Origin of the sequence: Agrobacterium radiobacter (assembly GCF_040801995.1) — a bacterium.
GTDB lineage: Bacteria > Pseudomonadota > Alphaproteobacteria > Rhizobiales > Rhizobiaceae > Agrobacterium > Agrobacterium radiobacter.
This window is the reverse complement of sequence record NZ_JBEGHX010000002.1, coordinates 1,604,302-1,624,297: the sequence shown is the minus strand read 5'-3', so window position 1 is coordinate 1,624,297 and position 19,996 is coordinate 1,604,302. Positions and strand designations below refer to the sequence as shown.

At 61.0% G+C, this 19,996-nt stretch carries 17 protein-coding genes; 6 read left to right on the top strand and 11 right to left on the bottom strand.

Translation table 11 applies throughout. The annotated features are described in order from the left end of the window. Positions 1-26: 26 nt before the first annotated feature. Positions 27-1,274: an MFS transporter gene (locus MRBLRC7O_RS21270; RefSeq protein ID WP_003504745.1), complete on the bottom strand. Its 1,248-nt coding sequence runs from the start codon at positions 1,272-1,274 to the stop codon at positions 27-29. A 92-nt stretch (positions 1,275-1,366) separates the two neighbouring features. Here MRBLRC7O_RS21270 and MRBLRC7O_RS21265 point away from each other — a divergent pair, with 92 nt between their 5' ends. Next, positions 1,367-2,290: a LysR family transcriptional regulator gene (locus tag MRBLRC7O_RS21265; RefSeq protein WP_003504744.1), complete on the top strand. Its 924-nt coding sequence runs from the start codon at positions 1,367-1,369 to the stop codon at positions 2,288-2,290. Positions 2,291-2,317: 27 nt separating this feature from the next. Here the strand turns inward: MRBLRC7O_RS21265 and MRBLRC7O_RS21260 are convergent, their stop codons facing one another. The 8 genes from MRBLRC7O_RS21260 to MRBLRC7O_RS21225 form a co-directional block, all read right to left on the bottom strand. Then, positions 2,318-4,111, bottom strand: a complete 1,794-nt coding sequence (locus tag MRBLRC7O_RS21260) for an adenine deaminase (protein ID WP_020810853.1) — start codon at positions 4,109-4,111, stop codon at positions 2,318-2,320. Further along, on the bottom strand, positions 4,108-5,028 hold the full coding sequence (locus tag MRBLRC7O_RS21255; RefSeq protein ID WP_020810852.1) for a nucleoside hydrolase: 921 nt from the start codon (positions 5,026-5,028) through the stop codon (positions 4,108-4,110). Before MRBLRC7O_RS21255 ends, MRBLRC7O_RS21260 begins: the two co-directional genes overlap by 4 nt. Positions 5,029-5,030: 2 nt before the next feature. Beyond that, positions 5,031-6,056 carry an ABC transporter ATP-binding protein gene (locus MRBLRC7O_RS21250; RefSeq protein WP_003504741.1) on the bottom strand — a complete coding sequence of 342 codons (1,026 nt, stop codon included), beginning with the start codon at positions 6,054-6,056 and terminating at the stop codon, positions 5,031-5,033. Next, entirely contained in the window at positions 6,049-6,828 is a 780-nt protein-coding gene (locus MRBLRC7O_RS21245) for an ABC transporter permease (protein WP_003504740.1), read from the bottom strand. The genes MRBLRC7O_RS21250 and MRBLRC7O_RS21245 overlap by 8 nt, the downstream gene beginning before the upstream one ends. Further along, positions 6,825-7,652 (bottom strand): ABC transporter permease, encoded by an 828-nt coding sequence (locus MRBLRC7O_RS21240; protein ID WP_003504739.1) that lies wholly within the window; start codon positions 7,650-7,652, stop codon positions 6,825-6,827. The genes MRBLRC7O_RS21245 and MRBLRC7O_RS21240 overlap by 4 nt, the downstream gene beginning before the upstream one ends. A 169-nt stretch (positions 7,653-7,821) precedes the next feature. After that, entirely contained in the window at positions 7,822-8,844 is a 1,023-nt protein-coding gene (locus MRBLRC7O_RS21235) for an ABC transporter substrate-binding protein (protein ID WP_020809003.1), read from the bottom strand. After that, positions 8,841-9,902 carry a LacI family DNA-binding transcriptional regulator gene (locus tag MRBLRC7O_RS21230; RefSeq protein ID WP_080864557.1) on the bottom strand — a complete coding sequence of 354 codons (1,062 nt, stop codon included), beginning with the start codon at positions 9,900-9,902 and terminating at the stop codon, positions 8,841-8,843. Before MRBLRC7O_RS21230 ends, MRBLRC7O_RS21235 begins: the two co-directional genes overlap by 4 nt. A gap of 135 nt (positions 9,903-10,037) precedes the next feature. Beyond that, positions 10,038-10,958, bottom strand: coding sequence for a LysR family transcriptional regulator (locus MRBLRC7O_RS21225; protein WP_020809004.1), 921 nt, complete (start codon positions 10,956-10,958; stop codon positions 10,038-10,040). A 96-nt stretch (positions 10,959-11,054) separates the two neighbouring features. Here MRBLRC7O_RS21225 and MRBLRC7O_RS21220 point away from each other — a divergent pair, with 96 nt between their 5' ends. Next, positions 11,055-12,242, top strand: coding sequence for an acyl-CoA dehydrogenase (locus MRBLRC7O_RS21220; protein WP_020809005.1), 1,188 nt, complete (start codon positions 11,055-11,057; stop codon positions 12,240-12,242). A gap of 222 nt (positions 12,243-12,464) precedes the next feature. Here MRBLRC7O_RS21220 and MRBLRC7O_RS21215 read toward each other — a convergent pair whose 3' ends face one another. Further along, a complete protein-coding gene (locus tag MRBLRC7O_RS21215; RefSeq protein ID WP_077998773.1) occupies positions 12,465-14,531 on the bottom strand; it encodes a TonB-dependent receptor in 2,067 nt (688 codons plus the stop codon). 295 nt (positions 14,532-14,826) lie between these two features. On the opposite strand from MRBLRC7O_RS21215, the gene MRBLRC7O_RS21210 reads away from it, so the two are divergent. Next, positions 14,827-15,603, top strand: a complete 777-nt coding sequence (locus tag MRBLRC7O_RS21210) for an IclR family transcriptional regulator (protein WP_020809007.1) — start codon at positions 14,827-14,829, stop codon at positions 15,601-15,603. 2 nt (positions 15,604-15,605) lie between these two features. On the opposite strand, the gene MRBLRC7O_RS21205 is transcribed toward MRBLRC7O_RS21210, so the two are convergent. Beyond that, positions 15,606-16,907, bottom strand: coding sequence for an NtaA/DmoA family FMN-dependent monooxygenase (locus MRBLRC7O_RS21205; RefSeq protein WP_020809008.1), 1,302 nt, complete (start codon positions 16,905-16,907; stop codon positions 15,606-15,608). A 214-nt stretch (positions 16,908-17,121) separates the two neighbouring features. Between MRBLRC7O_RS21205 and MRBLRC7O_RS21200 the strand changes: the two genes are divergently transcribed. The 3 genes from MRBLRC7O_RS21200 to MRBLRC7O_RS21190 are packed head-to-tail and all read left to right on the top strand — an operon-like array spanning position 17,122 to position 19,993. Then, positions 17,122-17,922: an ABC transporter ATP-binding protein gene (locus tag MRBLRC7O_RS21200; protein WP_367727606.1), complete on the top strand. Its 801-nt coding sequence runs from the start codon at positions 17,122-17,124 to the stop codon at positions 17,920-17,922. Beyond that, positions 17,919-18,932: a FecCD family ABC transporter permease gene (locus tag MRBLRC7O_RS21195; RefSeq protein ID WP_367727605.1), complete on the top strand. Its 1,014-nt coding sequence runs from the start codon at positions 17,919-17,921 to the stop codon at positions 18,930-18,932. The genes MRBLRC7O_RS21200 and MRBLRC7O_RS21195 overlap by 4 nt, the downstream gene beginning before the upstream one ends. Beyond that, entirely contained in the window at positions 18,929-19,993 is a 1,065-nt protein-coding gene (locus MRBLRC7O_RS21190; RefSeq protein ID WP_020809011.1) for a FecCD family ABC transporter permease, read from the top strand. Before MRBLRC7O_RS21195 ends, MRBLRC7O_RS21190 begins: the two co-directional genes overlap by 4 nt. The last annotated feature ends 3 nt before the right edge of the window (positions 19,994-19,996 follow it).

Sequence of the window (19,996 nt, the reverse complement as noted above, 5' to 3'; positions counted from 1 at the left end):
CGGCCGGATGCATCGGCGATGGCCGCTCAGACGCGCCGCGCGCTCGGACCGGCAAGGCTGGCGAAAATTCCGGCAAGCGCGCAGCCGGCGGTGATCGCCATGATGCCGGGCCAGCCGGCATGGATCCAGAACCAGCCACCGATCCAACCGGTGATGCTCGCTCCGCAATAATAAAACAGCAGATAAAGCGCGGAAGCATGGCTTTTGGCGCCTCCCGCATTGGCACCCACACCACTGCTGGCAGCCGAATGCCCAATGAAAAATCCGACGGTTATCGCCGCAATCCCCGCCACGATGAGGATGATGCTTGAGGCGAAGGTCAGCAGGATACCGGCAAGGATGGTGGAAAAGGCAACCACCAGCATGATCCGCCGGCTGAACCGGTCGACCAGAGCACCGCCATAGGAGGAAGCGACGATACCCAGGGCAAAGGTCAGGAAGATCATGCTGACGGCGGTGCGGCCCAATTCGTAAGGCGGCGCGACGAGGCGAAAGGCGCAATAGTTGAAAACGGTGGTGAACACGCTCGTCAGCATCGCGCCAAGGAAATAGAACCGCCGAAGTTCAGGATTTCCAAGATGTTGCGCCCATATTCTCAGATGATTTTTCAGCGGCATGTGCTGCGGCCGGAAATTCCGCGAGGGCGGAAGAAGCAGCAGGAAGCCGATGGCCGCAAGGATGCAGACCGCCCCCAGCGCATACATTGCGACCTGCCAGGACGTATAGGCGGACACCAGCCCCATGCCGACACGCCCGGCCATGGAGCCGAAGGCCGTGCCGCCGACATAAAGCCCCATCGCCTTGCCGAGACTGGAAGGTTCGATCTCCTCGGCAAGATAAGCCATGGCGACGGCGGGAACGCCGCCGAGCACGAACCCTTCCAGCGCGCGGGCGGCAAGCAGCCATGCCCAACCTTCCGTGCTTGCTGCAATGATATTGGCGATAGCGGCCAGCATCATCGAAACGAACATCAGATTTCGGCGGGTGAAGAGCTGGGCAAAAGCACCGCTGAGAAGAATGGCGAAGGCCAGCGTTCCCGTCGTCAGCGACAGGGCGAGCGATGCGGTTGCGGGGTTTATGCCGAATTCCGCCGGAAATTCCGGCAGCAGCGGCTGCACGCAATAAATCAGCGAAAAGCTGGCGAAGCCGGCCAGAAAGAGCGCCCAACTCGCCCGGCGAAACTGGCGGCTTCCCTGCCGGATCCAGAGCACATCCGGCGGCTCCTCCGTCATGACGATCGGCGGGGCGAAATCCTGTTTTTTGAGCTGGCGCATCGGGTTTGTCCTTTTCGCTCCCAGCTATAGCGCAGCTCCGTCTTTCATTCTAATATATGGAATGCGTTCCTGTCATATCTGGATCTAATATCATGGAACTCAGGCACATCCGCTATTTTCTGGCCATCGCCAATGAAGGCAGTTTTACGCGGGCGGCAGAACATCTGGGAATCGCGCAGCCGCCGCTCAGCCAGCAGATAAAGGTTCTGGAACAGGAAATCGGCGTGCGGCTATTCCGGCGTCTCGCGCATGGCGCGGAACTAACGCCGGCGGGTCATGCGTTTCGCATCGCGGTGACCCATATTCCGCATCAGGTGAGCGAAGGTATCCGGCTTGCACGCAGGGCGGCGGCCGGTGAAACCGGTATCCTGAGAATAGGCGTTACCGGCACGGCGGCGCTCAACCCTCTGGTTCCGGCCTGCATCCGCACTTACAGACGCAAATACCCTGACGTAGAACTTCAGGTGATGGAGGCAGCTGCTCTCGCACTGACGCCGGCCCTACTTGAAGATCGGCTGGACGTGGCGCTGCTGCGCCCCTCACAATCCGACCCTGATACGTTGCTCGAGGAAGTGCTCACTGACGAACCGCTTCTGGTCGCCCTGCCGGCATCCCATCCACTCGCGCGGCGCGGAACCGCCATAGACCTGATGGAACTGCGCGACGACCCTTTCATTCTGACGCCACGCAGCATCGGCACCAGCCTTCACGATGCATCGATAAAAGCCTGCGAGGAGGCTGGATTCACGCCGCGTCTCGGGCCGGCTGCACCGCAAATCGTCTCGATATTGTCGCTGGTCGCGGCCGAACTCGGGGTTTCCCTCGTTCCGGAATCCGTCGCACAAGTCAAAATGCACAACATCGTCCTGCTGCCCTCCAGCGGTCCGCCGCCACAGCTTTCCATATCGCTCGCCTATCGGCGCGGAACGACATCGCCCGTGGTGAAGAATTTCGTGATGGCAGCGCGCATTGCCGCGCGTGAAACACAGACGCCTGACGGGCCCAAGGTGGAATAAATCGCAGCCCGCAGATGCGAACCGCCGCTATTCGAGAACCGCAAGCACCGGGCTTTCCATCACCCGTCCCGTAAGCACATCGGCAATGCCCATATCCGTCTGGTGAGGACCGATATTGCAGGCGAGCGTGGCACCGAAACAGGCCTTGAAAACGAGATAGGGCGGTTGCCATTCGACCACCTTGCCGACAGCGGCGCGCAATTCCTCGAAAGCCTGTGCTACGTCTTCAAGCGGCGCATCGGAAACGAGGCCGGAGAGCGCCAGGGGTAGAAGCGCGGTCACCTTACCCTCAGAGGCGACAGCCATGCCGCCGCCTGTCGCAATCACCGCATTGGCGGCCAGCGCCATGTCTTCGGCATTACCGCCGACGACAGTGAGGTTGTGGCTGTCATGCGAGACGGTGGTGGCGAAGGCGCCGTTCCAGCGTCCCCAGCCGGTAAGGAAGCCGGTCCTGGTAATTGGCTCGGCCTTGCCGTGGCGGTGGGTGACGGAAATCATCGTGGCGCCTTCGGGGGGAACGACAAAACCATCCTTCACCTCGGCTTCCGCCTCGCCCCATTGCGTGAAGCGTGGGCGGTCGATGGTGGCAAGGCGCACCCTTGCGCCCTCGCAGGCAACCCTGAAATCATGGGCTGCGCGCAGCGGCAGCTTCATCGAGCCTTCGAGCGCCGTCGCATCGCAGGCTGGAATGTCGACGAGCATATGCCCGGCTTCCGCAACCGCCCTGCCACCGGCCAAGACATGACGGGTTGAAAAACCACTCAAATCCTCGAAGACGACGATATCGGCGCGGCGACCGGCGGCGATGAGGCCGAGATCGGCACGGCCAAGCCTTTGCGCAGCATTCAGTGTTGCGGCGCGCAGCGCCCATTCCGGTTTCAGGCCATAACGGACAAGGCGGCGCACCACATCATCCAGCCCGCCGCCCCGCAACAGATCGTCCGGGAAAACATCGTCAGTGCAGAGCGTCAGCGTCTGCGGCAGGTGGCCGAGCGCATTCAGCGCCTCCACAAATTCCGGCAGCAGATGATCGTGCGAGCCGCGCAGCTCGATGGTCAACCCCGCCCGAAGCTTCGCCATCAGGTCTTCAGCCGAGACCAGCTCGTGATCGGAAGAAACACCGGCCACCATGAAGGCGTTGAGATCGGCGTCCTTCAGGCCGCGCGCATGGCCACAGATCAGCTTTTCCGAGACGAGACCGGCCTGTACGATGCCGCTCATGCGCGGATCGCGGTCGATGACGCCGCGCATGTTCATGATTTCCGCAACCCCGCCAATCTGCGGCCATGACAGGATATCAGCGAGAATTCCGGCATCGAAATCAGCGCCGCCGCGCTCCAGCCCCGGTGCTGATGGCACTGAAGAGGGTGCAAGCAGAATGGCGCGCAGCGGCAGGTTTTCGATGGATTTCGCCGCCCAGCGCACCCCTTCGACACCATGGACATTGCCGAATTCATGCGGGTCCCAGACGATAGTGGTGACGCCGCGGGCAACCACGGCTGCCGCATAGGCAGCGGGCGTTATCATCGAGCTTTCGATGTGCATATGCGTGTCGATCAGGCCGGGCGAGACAAAGGCGCCCAACGCGTCGACGAGCTGCGCAGCATCGCTGCGGCTTGCCGGTTCGTGAACGCTGGCAATTAGCGGACCGACAATGCCGATATCAGCGGCGCGAAGCTCCCCCGTCACCACATCCACCAGCGTTCCGCCGGTAATGAGAACATCGAAAGCCGCATCGCCGCGCGCAGCGGCAACCGCGCGGGCGCGCAGCGCATCGTCGTTGAGATCGACCGGCTCGCGTATCGGGGATTGTGCACTCATCGGGCAGCCTCGCGGCGCAACGCCTCGAGAACCGCAGCCTTTGCCGCTTCGGCATTCACGGTGTCGGCGAAATGCGCGTTGAAGGCGGCAACCTTGTCGGCGCGCGGCTCAACCACCGTTCGCCCGCGCGTTAGCGCCGCGTGAAGCTCGACATCGATCCGCGTATAGCGCCAGCCAAGCAGCTCGGAGGTGAAGCCGACAGCGGCAACGGGATCGTAAAGCGCCATGGCCGGTCTGCCGCGTCTCGTGGCGATGCCGATGAAACCTTCCAGCAGGTCGGCAATCAGGCCGGCGTTTTTGCCGCCAGCATTTCGGATCGGCAGCACATCGGCTGGCGAGGCGGTGACCTTGCGGCAGGCGTCCAGATCGACCATGCGCAGCGGCAGGCCGTGAGAAAGCACGATGGCCAGCGCTTCCGGATCGGCAAAGGCGTTGAATTCGGCAGATGCGGTGTGGTTGCCGCTCGTCACGCCGCCACCCATCCAGGTCAGATCGGAAATTTTCGCGGCAAGATCGGGCCGGGCAAGGCAAAGGGCGGCGATATTGGTAAGCGGGCCGAGCGCGAGGATGCGCTTTTCGCCTGCCCCCTCAAGCCAGCCGCACAGCGCAGTGAAAGCGTCGCTTTGCGGCAGAGCGGGCGCATCCGGCAGGCTACGGCCGACGGTCGGAATGCCGCTGTTACCCAGAATGCATTGTGCGGTTTCGAGCGCGCCAAGGACGGGTTTGGCACGGCCCTGATGGAGGGGCATGGACCAGCCGAAGGCGGCGACCGCGCCTGCGGCGTTGCTGCAGACAACATCCAGCGTCGCATTGCCGAAGACCAGCGAAATGCCGTCTATGGCAAGGCCTGCCGATTGCACCACCATGATGGCGGCGATATCGTCAAAGCCCATATCGGTATCGATCCACACACCCATGATCAGCCAAACACCTTGAGGCTTGCCGCCTTTTCGACCGGAAGGTCGAAGGCGAGCGTATCACCGATCGTATGGGCGGTCAGCGCAGCATCGGTCTCCGCCTTGATGGGACCAAGCAGCGTATCCAGCAGGTACTCACGGGTATTTCCGGCAAAGGATGTGCCGCGCACGGTTCCCTGGAAAGGACCTGAACCAAGGGTGACCATGCGCGGCCGCCAGGCCAGTCCAGATGCTGAAGGGACTGGTCCGGTAAGCGGTGTTGTGCCGTTTTCGGTTTTCAACGCGCCGCCTTCCAGCGCGAAGATGTTTTCAAAGCCGACGAAATCCGCCACGAAGGCGGAAACCGGCGCATTATAGATCTCTTCCGGTGTACCGATCTGCTCAATCTTGCCGCCCTTCATGACGACAATACGGTCGGCCAGTGCGAGCGCCTCGATCTGGTCATGGGTGACGAAGATCATCGTCACACCGGTTTCCTTCTGCACGCGCTGCAATTCGGTGCGCATTTCAAGCCTGAGGCGCGCATCAAGGTTGGAGAGCGGCTCATCGAGCAGCAGCACCTTCGGCTCCATGACCATGGAGCGCGCCAGCGCCACGCGCTGCTGCTGGCCGCCGGAAAGCTCGGCCGGCTTGCGCGATGCGAAGTTCGACAATCCCACGGACTTCAGACCGGAGGCGACCTTGTCATCAAGCGCCTTGCCGTTCATGCCCTTGAGTTTCAGGCCGAATGCGACGTTTTCGTAAACCGTCAGGTGAGGAAACAGCGCATAGGACTGAAACACCAGCCCGACGGCGCGCTTGTTGGCGGCGACGCGGGTGATATCGGCGCCGTCGAGATCGATGCGCCCGCCCGCCACCGGCATCAGCCCGGCAATGGCGCGCATCGTGGTGGTCTTGCCACAGCCGGAAGGACCGAGCAGCGCGAGAAGTTCACCCTTGCGGATATCGAGGTCGAGATCCTTGACGGCGATGCTGTTGCCGTAGGCGAGCGAGACTTTTTGGAGCGAAAGGTAATTTGCGTCAGACATAACGGGAGAACCCCAGAAAACGTTCGGCCAGGAAGACGATGCCGATGGAAAGGAAGGCGAGCAGCGATGAGAGTGCAGCGACAGACGGATCGAAGACGATTTCCATGTAGCCCAGCATGTCGATGGGCAGCGTGCGCACGCCCGGACCCGACAGGAACAGCGACACGGGCACCTGATTGAAACTCGTCACGAAACCGAGGATGAAGGCCGACAGGATGCCGCCGCGAATATTGGGCAGCACCACACGGAAAAATGCGCCAAACCGCGACGAGCCGAGCAGCACCGCCGCCTCCTCGATATCCGAACGCAGATTGTTGAGGCTGGCCGAAACCACCCGTACCGCATAGGGCAGGATGAGCGCCGTGTGCGCGAGAAACAGGGCAAGCGTGATGCCGATGCCGAAGGGAACGACGAAATAGCGCAGCAGTGCCAGACCGACGATGATACCCGGCACGATGATCGGCGCCGAAACGATCGTGCGCACGGTTTCCGCAAAGGGCAGCTTGTAGCGCGACATGGCGTAGGAAGCGGGAATACCGAGGACGAGCGCCGTGAATGTGCCGCCAATGGCGAGGAACATCGACATCGCGAAGCTTTCACGGAAACTTTCGACGGTGAAGACCTTCGCGATCCATTTCAGTGAAAAGCCCTGCGGCGGAAAGGCGAGCGTGTCGCCGGCCGAAAACGAGGCCGCAACGATGATGAGGAACGGCCCGATCAGAAAGCCGACAACGAGCAGGAGCGTGAGCGGAATGAAGAGCTGCCGGGTCATTTCTTGTTCCTTGCGGTGGCGATGCGCTTCAGCAGGATATTGGCGGCAAAGCTCATGACGATCAGGATGAAGGCGATGACGCTGGCGGCGACGAAATTGTTGGAGACCGTCACCTGCTGATAGAGCAGGGTTTCCAGCATCAGCACCTTGGAGCCGCCGAGAATGGCCGGCGTGATATAGGCCGTGAGCGAACCGGTGAAGACCAGCGTGCCGCCGACAACAAGCCCCTCCTTGGTGAGCGGCAGGATGACCTTCCAGAACACCTGCAGCCAGTTTGCGCCGAGAACGCGGGCGGCTGCGATCGTATCCTTGGGCATATTCTCCAGCGCACTGATGAGGGAAATGATCATCAATGGCAGGAACAATTGCAGAAGGCCGATGAAAACAGCCGTTTCGGAAAACAGTATACGGATCGGCGCATCGCTCAGTCCTACCGCCTGAAGCGCCTGGTTGACGATGCCGGTTCTGCCGAGAATGACGATCCAGGCATAGGTGCGGGCAACCGGCGAGATCATCAGCGGCAAGACGACCAGATTGACGACATGTCCTTTCGCGCCCTGCGACAGATTGACGATGGCGAAAGCCGCCGCATAACCCACCACCGCAGATACAATGGTGACGAGCGCGCCAAGCTTCAGGGTGCGCAGGAAAACCGCCCTGTTCAGCGGATCGGAGAAGAAATCGGCGTAAGCGGACAATGTCCAGCCGTCAGTGGTGTGAAAGCCTTCCGACAGGAGCATGAAGACCGGCACAAGAAAGACCGCCGCCGCGAAAATAGCGGCGGGCAATGCAAGCGCCAGCGCTTCGGCCCGGTTCTGAAACATCGCTTTATTCCCCGAACGGCCCGCGGCCGATTGTTACTGCAAGCGGTCATGGCCAGCTTGCGGAATTGAGAGGTGGAAAAGCGGTCAGGGGACGACCAAACCGCTTTTCCGGGAATGGAGCCGCCCTTTCGGACGTTTTAAATGCCCCATTCCAAACCTTGATAAGGACTTACTGGCCGACCTTGGCGTTCCACTCCGACAGCCACTTGTCACGGTTGTCGAGCGTCACGGCGGAAGGAATGAGCTGCAGGCTTTTTGCGGTTTCGTCGCCATAGGTGATGTTGTTCGCCACCTCGTCGGACACCTTGACTTCCTTGTTGGTCGGGCTGTCCACGAGCTTTTCGGCCAGCGCCTTCTGAACGTCGGTCGAGAGCCAGAAATCCATGAACTGCAGCGCCAGATCTTCGTTCTTCGTGCCCTTCGGCACCACGAGCACGTTCATGCCGCCGGTCTGGCCTTCCTTGGGGGTTGCCCAGGCAAGCGGCAGATCGAGCTTGGTAAAGGGCGCCCAGGAGAAGCGGCCGATGGGGGCGGCCCAGATTTCTTCCTGCTGCATGAGCTGCACCAGCTGCGACGATTTCACGTAGAACGTGACGAGATCGTCCTTCTTTTCGCCCACGGCTTCGATAGCGCCGGAGAGATCAGGCGTATCCTTGCCGATGGCCTTGCCCAGCATGTAAAGCGCCGGCGGGCCCTGATTGGTAGTGACATTCGGGAAAGCGACGTGGTCAACGATACCGTCCTTCAAAAGATCGGCCCAGCTATCGATCTTCATCTTGTCTGTGCGGTAAACGATTGACGTGGCGTAGAAATTGACGCCGACGCTCATGCCGTCGCCATTCGGATCCTTGGCGATGTCATAGAGCTTGCCGATATTCGGCACCTTGGCGGCATCGATCTTCTGGATCAGGTCCTTGCGGGTGGCGGAGAGCGCATCCGCCATGGAGACGATGGCGAGATCGACCACCGGATTGGCCTTGTTGGCCTCCATCTTGGCCAGCCGCTCGACACTGTTGCCGGTCTCGACGACCAGCTTGCAGCCGCATTGCTTCTCGAACGGCGTATAGACCAATTCCTTGAATTCGTCCTGCGCGAAGGCGTAGACCGAGATCGTCAGCGTCTTGTCCTGCGCCTGCGCGGCGCCCATCGTCAGCATCAGGGCGGTGCCCGATGCAAGAATGATTTTTTTCATGGTGTGAGTTCTCCTGCTGTCGTGTTTTTGGCTTCAATCGCATCATGCTTTTTTTCGCCGGTGGAGCCGCGCATGATCAGCGCCATCGGTACTTTCGTTATATCCGCGGTGACATCGACGGCGACGCCGCCTTCGCCGGCACCGTCAATCGCCCGCAGCAACGCCCCGACGGCAAGATCGGCGATACGGCCCATATCCATCCGCATCGTCGTCAAAGGCGGGGTGACCACGGCCGAAAAAATGAGATCGTCGAAGCCGGTGACACTGGCCTCCTCCGGCACATCGATGCCCTCGCGCTGCAATTCGGTGAGCGCGCGCAACGCATGCAGGTCGGAAACGGCGGCAAAGGCGGTAAAACCCTCGGCAACTTTTTCGGCAAGCCCGAGCCGGCAGCCCGCGCCGCCGGTCTTTTCGATGCCGTCTATCCAGAGCGTCTGTGTCATGCAGGCCTTGCCGAGACCGTCGCGGATACCGCCGAGGCGGTCGTTCTGCACATTGGAATCCCGGTTCTTGCCCACCAGCGCCACCTTGCGATGGCCAAGACCCGCCAGATATTCGCCAACCTGCCGGCCGCCATCCCAATGGTCGGCGGCGACCGTGTTGCCAGGCGTCGAGGGGCTGTCGATCACCGCGACAGGGCAATCGACATCGGCGATGCGCGTGCCACGGCGAGGAACGATGACCATGCCGTCCACCCCACGCTCGATCAGCCGGTTGATGGCATCCGTCTGCATGGCGATCTCACCGCGCGAGTCGGCAATCAGCACGCCGTAACCGGCATTAACGGCCGCCTTTTCGATGGCCTGCGCGATCTGCGGGAAGAGAGGATTGGCGATATCGGGCAGAACCAGCCCGAGAACACCGCTTTTGCCGGTGCGCAGCGCCCTGCCCGCCGAACTCGGCACATAACCAAGTTCGCTTGCGGTCTTGCGGATGCGCTCCACCAGTTCAGGCGAAACACGACCCTTGCCGGAGAGCGCATTGGACACGGTTGCCACCGACACGCCGAGTGCCGCTGCTATCGCGCTCAGATTGGTGGCAGGCCGTGAAGACGCCATGATGGTCCGAAGGGGCTGATTAAACGTTTAATCACGATAGTCCAGCTAAGCTCTCCTGTCGAGTCCGCAAGACGGCAAAACACGGCGAAAACCTGGGCATAAAGTCTAAATGCCCGAAAAAAAGTGCGATTATTTTTATGAGGCTGTCATGCTCGCCGCACGATAGGCCTCAACCTGCCGCACCAGCCAGTCGCGAAAAAGCACGACCGGAACGTGATTGGCGCGCGAGAGCGGCGCTACCGCATAATAGGAGCTTGGACTTTTGGCCTGATGATCGAAGGCTTTTACCAGTTGCTTCGATTTCAGCTCGTTATCGATCAGGAAAAGCGGCATCAGCGCCACGCCGAGGCCGGCTATACAGGCCTGCGCCACGCTGGAAAACTGCTCGAAGCGCATGCCTTGCGGCAAGGCAAGCGACAGGCCGAGGCTTTCGAACCAATGGCCCCACGCTCCCGGCCGCGAGGCCATGTGCAGCAACGGCAGGGCGGCGATGTCCTCTCCCTTTTCGACGGGATGAGCGCTGAGGAATTGCGGGCTGCACACCGGCGCAACCATTTCATGCATCAGAAAGGTGCTTTCCGCCCCCGGCCAGTCCGCCTGGCCGATATGGATCGCCATATCCAGCTGCTCGCGCTCGAAATCGAATTGCCCGATGCGGGTGGCGAAATTGATGGTGATTTCGGGGTGGTTTGCGACGAAATCCGGGATACGCGGCAAAAGCCAGCGGGTGCCGAAGGTGGGCAGCATGGCAAGGTTCAGCGTATTGCCATGCGTTTTGGTCATGATCTGCAGCGATGCAGACCGTATCTCGCCGAGGGCGGAGGCAATCGATTTCGCATAAGCGCGCCCCTCGGTCGTCAACGCCACGCCGCGCGCGCCGCGTTCGAACAGGCGCACGCCAAGCTGTTCTTCCAGTGACATAACCTGCCGGCTGATCGCCCCTTGCGTGAGGGCGAGCTCCTCCGCGGCAGCGGAAAAGCTGCCGAGCCGGGCAACGGAATCAAAGGCGGCAAGCGCACTGGTGGACGGCAGGAGTTTGCGGCTGAGAGACGTCATGAGCCATTACTATATGTAATGCAAAAATGAGTAAACATGGCTTGTGCGGGCGGGCTTCGATACGAATAATCCGGCCAGCAAATCCGGAGGCATAAAGTGAGCGAACACGCAGCATTCAATTGGCAGGACCCTTTTCTGCTCGAAGACCAACTGACCGATGACGAGCGGATGATCCGCGACGCCGCCGCCGCCTTCGGCAAGTCGGAACTTTTGCCGCGTGTCTCCGAGGCCTATCTTTCTGAGACCACCGAACCGGAACTGTTCCGCCTGATGGGCCGGACCGGCCTTCTCGGCATTACGCTTCCGGAAGAATATGGCGCGGCCAATGCGAGCTACGTCGCCTATGGCCTCGTCGCCCGCGAGGTGGAGCGGATCGACAGCGGTTACCGCTCGATGATGAGCGTGCAGTCCTCGCTCGTCATCCACCCGATCTTCGCTTATGGCTCGGACGAGCAGAAGAAGAAATACCTGCCCGGCCTCGTTTCCGGCGAATTGATCGGCTGTTTCGGCCTGACCGAGCCGGATGCCGGCTCCGATCCCGGCGGCATGAAGACCCGTGCTGAAAAGATCGCCGGCGGCTATCGCCTGCGCGGTTCGAAGATGTGGATTTCCAACGCGCCGATCGCCGATGTCTTCGTCGTCTGGGCGAAATCGGAAGCCCATGACAACCAGATCAGGGGCTTCGTGCTGGAAAAGGGCATGAAGGGTCTTTCCGCCCCGAAGATCGGCGGCAAGCTTTCGCTGCGCGCCTCCATTACTGGCGAAATCGTCATGGATGGTGTGGAAGTGGGCGAAGACGCGCTGTTGCCCAATGTTTCAGGCCTGAAAGGCCCGTTCGGCTGCCTCAACCGCGCCCGTTACGGCATTTCCTGGGGTGTGATGGGTGCTGCCGAAGATTGCTGGTTCCGCGCCCTGCAATATGGTCTCGACCGCAAGCAGTTCGGCAAGCCGCTGGCCGGCATGCAGCTTTACCAGAAGAAGCTCGCCGACATGCAGACCGAGATCGCTCTCGGCCTTCAGGCTTCCTTGCGCGTCGGCCGGCTGATGGACGAGCATAAAATGGCGCCGGAAATGATCTCCATCATCAAGCGCAACAATTGCGGCAAGGCGCTGGATATCGCCCGCCAGGCCCGCGACATGCATGGCGGTAACGGCATCCAGATCGAATACCATGTGATGCGCCACGCCCAGAACCTCGAAACGGTCAATACCTATGAGGGCACGCACGACGTCCACGCGCTTATCCTCGGCCGGGCGCAGACGGGCATTCAGGCGTTTTTCTGAGGCTTTCTCGGCGTCGAGGAGTTAGGTTTTACAGAGGCCTGAAACCTCTCCTTCGTCATGCTCGGGCCTGTCCCGAGCATCTGCAACCGATTGATCTAACGCTACGTGGTTGGATCCTCGGGACAAGCCCGAGGATGACGGCGAGTGTGAAGGATTCTGCATCAAAAAAAGGCCTTCGAAGATCGCTTCGAAGGCCTTTTGCTTTTCAACTCAGGTGACGGCTCAGAACGTGCCGCGCACGCCGATGCCGAACATGCGCGGTTCGGTCATGCTGGCCTCGATGCCGCCAATGCCGCGGTTTTCCTTCATCAGCGTCGGGGCGCGCTCATCGAAGACGTTCTTGACGTAGGCGTAGAACTCAAGCTCGTCCTGGAACTTGTAGCTCGCCCGCACATCCGCGATCGTATAGGGATCGATCGCATAAACGGCCTTGTTGTCCGTGTCGGAATAATAACCGTCGAGATGGCGCACCTGGCCTGAAACGGTGAACTTGTCCGTCACATCCCAGCTTGCGCCGATGGTGAAGCTGTAACCCGGCGACTTGGCGAATTCCTTGCCGACATAGGCGGCGTTGCTGGAAATCTCGTCGATTTTCGTCTTCAGCAGACCGGCGCTGGCCTTCAGCGTCAGATTGTCGAGAACCCGGTAATCAGCCCCGATTTCCAGACCGTAAGCATGAGCCTCTTCGGCATTGACGGTGTAGGATTCGCTGATACCCGTGGAGACGACGACCGGCACGTTAAACTGGGCGTTCTTCATGTCCATGTAGAACAGGTTGCCGTTCACCGTCAGCGTATCGTCCAGCAGGCTGGCGCGGGTGAAGAGCTCGTAGTTCCAGATTGTTTCCTTGTCGAAGCTCCGCCATTTGCTGGTGGTCAGGTCGAATGCGACGCCGCCGGGGTTATAACCACGGCTGACGAGGCCGCCGACTGTCCAGTCGTCGTTGATGGCATAGGCCAGCGACGCCTTGGGCAGGATTTCCGAGAAGGTTTCGTCATAATTGACCGAGCTTCTGCTGGTGGCGCTCAGCGTCCGGTAACCGGCGCGCTGGATCTGGTCCTGCTGGTAGCGCAGGCCGCCCGTCAGGGTCCACTGGTCGGTCAGGCGATAGCTCAACTCGCTGAAGAGGCCGAGATTATCTTTGGTGTCGTTGAAGCGCGATGTTCCGCGCAGATAAAGCACCTCGTCGGCTTTCGTATGCGCGTAATAAATGCCCGCGACACCGCTCAGCACATCCTCTTGATCGCCAAAGGTGACGCGCGTTTCGTGCGAGGTGTTCTTGAGATCGACATCCGCATCGCCGTTATTTGCAATACCAACCCGGCGTTTGGCGGTGGAGGCGGAAAACTGCGTCTGGTTGAACAGTTTCACGCCGTTCTCGAAATCGTAATTGATATCGAGAATGCCGGTATTGGTGTACTGCCTGAAATTCGGCATCGTGGTGGTGATGTGGTTGAGATCCTCGAAGGGACGCGACGCCGCCTCCTGGCTCGGCCGGTTCGAAGCATTATAGGAATAGGTCAGCTTCGTCGAAAGGCCGGGGATTTCCGACGGCTCCCACAGCAGCTTGAAGCGGCCGTTGAATTCCTTGAAATCCTGATCGGTGCCGTCATGGGCAAATGCGGAATTGATATAATCGATGAAGGTATCGCGGCCGGAATAATCGATCGCCATGCGCGCCGCCAGCTCATCCTCGATCAACGGTCCGGAAAAGGCAAATGACGCCCGCTTCTGGTGATAATTGCCTATTTCGGCCTGATAGGAAGCCTCAGGCGTAAAGGTCGGGTCCTTGGTGTTGACGAGGATCGCGCCGGCGATGGCGTTGGCGCCCTGCGAGGTGGTCTGCGGGCCGCGGAAGACCTCGATGCTGTCGACATCCCAGATGGAGCTCGCGCCATAGATGAACTCGTTATAACCGAGATAATGGCCGTCGACATTGATCGTGGCGCGCGGCACCGTGCCGGTGAAGAAGGCGATGGAGCCGGTATTCGGTCCCTGTGTATCCTGTCCGCGGATGATGGGAGCGCTGACATTATCGGTATAAACGATGTTCGGGATATCCTTGATCGCTTCCGACACGGTCGGGTCGCCGGTCTTTTCCTTCCTGATTTCCTCGGCGGTTTTGACCGAAACGGACGAAGCCGTGTTCTTCATGTCGCGCGCCACTTTTTCACCGGTCACGACGATCGGTTTCAACACGGTCGTGCCCGCCGCCTCAGCCTGCTGATCCTGACCGAGAACCGGCGTCACAAACATCGTCGCCAGCGTCAGAGCGCTGACCCCGCTCATCAAACGACCGCTAGAGCTAAACCCCATCACACACCCCTAAAAAACATGAGTATTAAAGTCATATTCAAGTAACGGAAGCGTTATCCGTTTCGCAATAGAGAATGCGTTCTGTATTGCGGACAAAAAGGCTTCCGTAACGGGATGTGCCATATTTACAACAAAGTTTAATCAGCGCCTCGTCGGCAATCACGGCGTTGCGAATGAAAGCCACTGAAAAGTCCGCAGAAATCGATTCCGATTTTCACCCGGATGCGTTAGGCATTTCTCGATACACGGGGGAACAAGCTTGAACGCCATGGATGACGAAGCGGACGAAGCGCCCGAAAACGAGGGCGAAAAGCGCTCGGCGCTTATTCAATCCGTATCGATCGCGGCGCGTTTTCTCAACCTTCTCGCCAGATCGGATACGGCGCTTGCGCTTAGCGAACTGGCCAAACGCGCCGGCACCGGCCGTTCCACCGCCCATCGTTATATGCAGAGCCTGGTGCGGGAGGGACTGGTGACGCAGGACCCCGCAAGCGGCAGTTACGATCTTGGACCGGCGGCGCTGGGGATCGGCATCAGTGCGCTCCGGCGAATCAATCCGGTCGAAACCGCCGGTCGCCAGATGAAAGCGCTCGCCGCCCAAATCGGCGCCAGTTGCGGCGTGGCGATCTGGACCGAACGCGGCCCGACCGTGGTGCGATGGGCAAGAAGCGCCAGTTTTTCCATCAGCACCGTGGCGCTCGGCGATGTTCTGCCGCTGGATAACAGCGCCTGCGGGCTGGTCTTCCAGTCTTACCTGCCGCCGGAGAGGATAGCCGCGGTGCGCAAGCTGCAACCGGCGGCCTTTCGTGGCTCCCGCCCGGATGCCAGAGTTCTGGAAACCATTCGCGAGGTGGGTGGTGCGGAACTCAATGAACATCTGTTCTCCGCCCTGACGGGCAAGGCCGCGCCGGTCTTTGACGCCCAGGGCGAACTCTGTTGCGTCGTCACCACCGTATCCTTCGTGGCCAACGCCGAGGCCGAACAGCATTTTTCCCGACTGATCGAGGCGGCCAGACAGGCGACGGCCGAATCCGGCGGCGCATAAGCCTATTCGGCCAGATGTTCCGCGAAGGTGCAGCCGGAATAGGCCGTGCGGAACAGCCCGGCATCGGCGAGTTTCGGCAGCAACCGCTCCAGCACCAGCCGCATGGATGCCACCGAACCGCCGGGCACCGCGACAAAACCGTCACAGGCGCCGGCCGCCGCCCATTCGCGGATGGTCTCGAAAGCATCGTCAACCGTGCCGATGATCTGCCAATGGCCGGAACCCATCACCTCTGGCCGTCGCAGCAAATCGGCGACGCTCAGCGTCTCCCGTTCGATCAGCCGGCGCAGCAGATTTGCGTGGGTACGGCTTCTCGGTGTCTCCGGTGGCGGCGGCAGGTCAGATGCAGTCACGACCCGCTGCAATGGCCAGTCCGAAAGATCGAGGCCGGTCATATCGCGGATGGAGGCAACGGCGCGGCCGCGGTTGGCGCGGGCATGGGTTTCCGCAAAGAGCTCCAGCGCCTCCTTGCCGCTATCCGCCAGATAAAGGCTGAGGCCCGGCATCAGCTTCACACCGTCGGGGTTGCGGCCATGGCCCTCAGCACGCCGCCGCAAATCCGCCCGGAGCTCGATGGCAGCCTGCATATCCGGCGTTGAGGCAAAGACGGCGTCCGCCACCGACGAGGCGAAATCACGGCCTTCGGGCGAAGCGCCCGCCTGCACCAGCGGAATACGGCTGGCATGGGCCGGCAGGTTGAGCGGGCCTTTGACACTGAAATGCCTGCCCTCATGCGCGACCGGATGCACCAGCGAGGAATCGGCGAACCGCCCGCTTTCCCTGTCGAGTTTAAGAGCTTCGTTTGGAAAACTCGCCCAGAGCTGCTGTACGACCTGCGTGAATTCGGCGGCGCGCTCATAGCGCTCCTGCGGTGAAGGCATCTCTCTCAGGCCGAAATTTTCGTGCCCCTCCAACGCCGTAACGATGTTCCACCCCGCCCTGCCGCTGCTCAGCCAGTTCAGCGACTGTATCTGGCGGGCGACCACATAGGGCGGCAGAAACGTGGTCGATACGGTGGATAACAGGCCGACATGGCTGGTTTCCCGGGCGATGGCGGAAAGAAGCATGGTTGGGTCCATGCTGGCAAATCCGCCGCCGGTTTCCAGCCCCTCGGTGCGCAGGAAAAGCGTATCCGGCCTAAACACGAAATCCACATGCGCGGCCTCCGCACGCTGCGCCAGATCGACGAAATAATCGCTGGAAAACACCCCGTTTATACCGCTGTCGGCACGCCGCCACGCCTCGCCGCTGAGCCAGGTTGGGGCCAGCGACATGCCGACATGAAGCTTGGTCGCGACTGACATGATGCACCTCGACTGAAATAACCGGTAAGAAATTCACGCCCTGAATCGGCAAATTTCGATTTGTGGAGAGTTTTACTATAGTTTAGTGTCGCTTCAAGACCACACCATCGCCCTTGCCGGAAAGAAACACGTTTTCTGCTAGTTCGATGTTTAAATTCAAATAGTTATAACGGCCGTGCGGCGTCTCGACGCATGGCCGCATGAATAACAGGAGTTGTATCCGGTGCTTGACGCCACGGACCTTCACGCCAGTTATGGCCATGTTCCCGTCTTGAGAGGACTGTCCGCCCGCTTCCGAGCCGGTCGCGTTACCGCGCTGGTCGGCCCCAATGGCTGCGGCAAGTCGACGCTGTTGAAGACCATCATGGGTTTCCTGCCTTTGTCATCAGGCAGGATAAGCCTGGGCGAGCGTTTGATCGGCGAGATCGGACGCCGGGACCTCGCCCGCCGCATCGCCTATCTGCCGCAGGAATGCCATTGCCCTGACTATATGACGCTTGGCGAGCTGATCGAGCTTGCCGGTTACGCCCGTTACGGTCTTGCAGGCGGCCCGACCGAACGCGACCGGGCGCTTTTTGCCGAGGCGCTGAAGACCGTCGGGCTGGAAGACAAGGCGAAAGCACAGGTCAACACGCTGTCCGGCGGCCAGCGCCAGCGCGCCTTCATCGCCATGGTGCTGGCGCAGGACACGGACGTGATCCTGATGGACGAGCCGGTCAACCATCTCGACATGAAGTACCAATATGCCGTTCTCGGCCTCGTGCGCGAACTGAGCGACAGGCACGGCAAGACGGTTATCGTCGTGCTGCACGATCTCAACCTCGCCGCCACTTTCGCCGATGATGTCATCATGCTGAAGGCCGGGCGGGTTCTGGCGTCCGGGCCGGTGACGAGTACGGTCACATCAGCCAATGTCACCGAGGTCTTCGATCTCGAAGCCGATATCTTCTCCCGTCAGGGACGGCTCATCTGCGTGCCCCGGCTGGAGCGGCAGGAACAGGCCATTCCGGCATGACCTCTAAAATAACGCTGATTTTTGCCGCCGCGCTGCTGCTGGCCGCCATCCTCATCTTCAATCTGGTGGTGATGGCTGCCGCGATGCCGCTTGCCGAAATCGCGGCGACGCTCTGGCGTGGCGAGGCCGATACCTATCAGCAGTCGGTGCTTCTCTATCAGCAAATCCCGCGGTCGCTGATTGCGATTTATGTGGGCGCCACCACCGCCGTCAGCGGCTGCGTGCTGCAGGGGCTTGTCCGCAATCCCCTCGCCTCGCCCTCCACGCTGGGGCTGAATGCCGGGGCGACGCTTTTTGTGATCGCCGGCGCACTGGTGTTCGATTTCTCTCCCGAGGTGCAGGGGCTTGTGGCGCTCGCGGGCGCCGGTTTCGGCTTTGCCGCCTGCTTTTTCGTCGCGCGCCTCGCCGGACGATCAAACGATCCGCGCGGCCTGTCGCTCATCCTTTCCGGCGCGCTGGTTTCGATGCTGCTGATCGGCGTGACGAATGCCCTGCTTCTCTCCAACCCCACGCGGCGCGCCGAATTCCTGAGCTGGGTGGGTGGCAATATCAACCACGTCTATGCCGAGCGCCTGTTCGATTTCTGGTGGATCGGCGCCATTGCGCTGGTGATATTGTGGGCGGTCGCCCGGCCGCTGACGCTTGTTCTGCTGGGCGCGGAAAAGGCCGCTTCCGCCGGTGTGAATGTCACGCGCATTTCCCGGATCGCGCTTTTTGCCACCATGCTGGCCTCAGGCTCGGCGGTGGCGATCTGCGGCCCGATCGGTTTCGTCGGCCTCATCGTGCCGCATATGATCAGGCCGCTGGTGGGTGTGAATTTCACGCTCGCCTTGCCGGCGTCCGCCCTTGTCGGGGCAGGCCTCTGCGTGCTGGCCGATCTTGGCGCGCAAACCCTGTTTGCGCCCTATGTGGTCAATACCGGGCTGTTCATGGACCTGCTTGGAGGCCTCGTTTTCATCGTCATCGTCAAACGCTTCTATCTTTCGCCCTCGGCAAGGGGGCTTTCATGAAGCGGCATTTCGCCACCGACGGCAAAGCGGTGCTGCGGCTGCCAAGCGGCCTGCAGATCGGCATCGGCAATCTGAAAGCCGGCCTTGTCTTGATTGCGCTGGTGCTGGTGCTCGCCGCCCTGTCCGCCAGCCTCGGCAATACCGAAACCGGCCTCATCGATCTACTCCGCGGCCTCGCCGGCGGGCATCTCAGCGACGATCAGGCCTATGCGCTGTGGACGGTGCGGCTGCCGCGCATCCTGCTCGGTTTCATGGCCGGCTGGAGCGTGGCGCTGGCAGGCGCGATGCTGCAATCCGTCGCCCGCAATCCGCTGGCCGATCCCGGGCTCTTCGGACTGAGCCAGGGGTCAATGACCACCATCATGCTGCTTCTGGTGCTGGTGCCGGCCGCCGCCAAGACCCTGGTGGCGCTTGCGGCTATCGGCGGCGGTCTTGCCGTGGCCTTTCTTCTCATCGCGCTCGTCGGGCGCGAACGCTCGAGCGGTCTAGCCATATTGCTGATGGGGATCGCAATCGAATCAGCGCTTTCCTCCGTCTCATCGGTGCTTCTGCTCTATACGCCGGCCGAAACCTCGCTGGCCCTGGCGGACTGGATGGCGGGTTCGCTGTTTCAGGCAAGCTGGCCGACCATCCTCGTTTTCGCGCCCCTCTTCGGTGCAAGTCTTTTGGGTATTTTTCTCATCGGCCGGGCGCTCGCCGTTTTCGATCTCGGCAATGAAATGGCCATGGCGCTTGGCGAAACGGTCAGGCATTCGCGCCCGCTCGTCATTGTTTTTGCGGTGATCCTCAGCGCCGCTTCCGTCACGGCTGTCGGTCCTTTGACTTTTCTCGGCGTCATCGCCCCACATCTCGCCACCTTCGTTTCGCCGGCAGTCGGCCGCGCCAGACTTTTCCTCTCGGGTCTCACCGGCGGTATTCTGGTGGTAACCGCCGATACGCTGTCGCGCGGGCTGGTGGCCGATACGCCGATGCCGATCGGCCTTGCGCTGACGCTGATCGGCGTGCCGCTTTTCATCCTCACGCTGCGCCTGCAGGCGCTGCGCAGAACCAACAGCCACTGAAGA

Bases quoted from the DNA above. Each gene is read 5' to 3' on its own strand.
- MRBLRC7O_RS21270 (WP_003504745.1), bottom strand. From the start codon at position 1,274: ATGCGCCAGCTCAAAAAACAGGATTTCGCCCCGCCGATCGTCATGACG.
- MRBLRC7O_RS21265 (WP_003504744.1), top strand. From the start codon at position 1,367: ATGGAACTCAGGCACATCCGCTATTTTCTGGCCATCGCCAATGAAGGC.
- MRBLRC7O_RS21215 (WP_077998773.1), bottom strand. From the start codon at position 14,531: ATGAGCGGGGTCAGCGCTCTGACGCTGGCGACGATGTTTGTGACGCCG.
- MRBLRC7O_RS21245 (WP_003504740.1), bottom strand. From the start codon at position 6,828: ATGACCCGGCAGCTCTTCATTCCGCTCACGCTCCTGCTCGTTGTCGGC.
- MRBLRC7O_RS21240 (WP_003504739.1), bottom strand. From the start codon at position 7,652: ATGTTTCAGAACCGGGCCGAAGCGCTGGCGCTTGCATTGCCCGCCGCT.
- MRBLRC7O_RS21235 (WP_020809003.1), bottom strand. From the start codon at position 8,844: ATGAAAAAAATCATTCTTGCATCGGGCACCGCCCTGATGCTGACGATG.
- MRBLRC7O_RS21190 (WP_020809011.1), top strand. From the start codon at position 18,929: ATGAAGCGGCATTTCGCCACCGACGGCAAAGCGGTGCTGCGGCTGCCA.
- MRBLRC7O_RS21260 (WP_020810853.1), bottom strand. From the start codon at position 4,111: ATGAGTGCACAATCCCCGATACGCGAGCCGGTCGATCTCAACGACGAT.
- MRBLRC7O_RS21205 (WP_020809008.1), bottom strand. From the start codon at position 16,907: ATGTCAGTCGCGACCAAGCTTCATGTCGGCATGTCGCTGGCCCCAACC.
- MRBLRC7O_RS21195 (WP_367727605.1), top strand. From the start codon at position 17,919: ATGACCTCTAAAATAACGCTGATTTTTGCCGCCGCGCTGCTGCTGGCC.
- MRBLRC7O_RS21210 (WP_020809007.1), top strand. From the start codon at position 14,827: ATGGATGACGAAGCGGACGAAGCGCCCGAAAACGAGGGCGAAAAGCGC.
- MRBLRC7O_RS21225 (WP_020809004.1), bottom strand. From the start codon at position 10,958: ATGACGTCTCTCAGCCGCAAACTCCTGCCGTCCACCAGTGCGCTTGCC.
- MRBLRC7O_RS21230 (WP_080864557.1), bottom strand. From the start codon at position 9,902: ATGGCGTCTTCACGGCCTGCCACCAATCTGAGCGCGATAGCAGCGGCA.
- MRBLRC7O_RS21250 (WP_003504741.1), bottom strand. From the start codon at position 6,056: ATGTCTGACGCAAATTACCTTTCGCTCCAAAAAGTCTCGCTCGCCTAC.
- MRBLRC7O_RS21255 (WP_020810852.1), bottom strand. From the start codon at position 5,028: ATGGGTGTGTGGATCGATACCGATATGGGCTTTGACGATATCGCCGCC.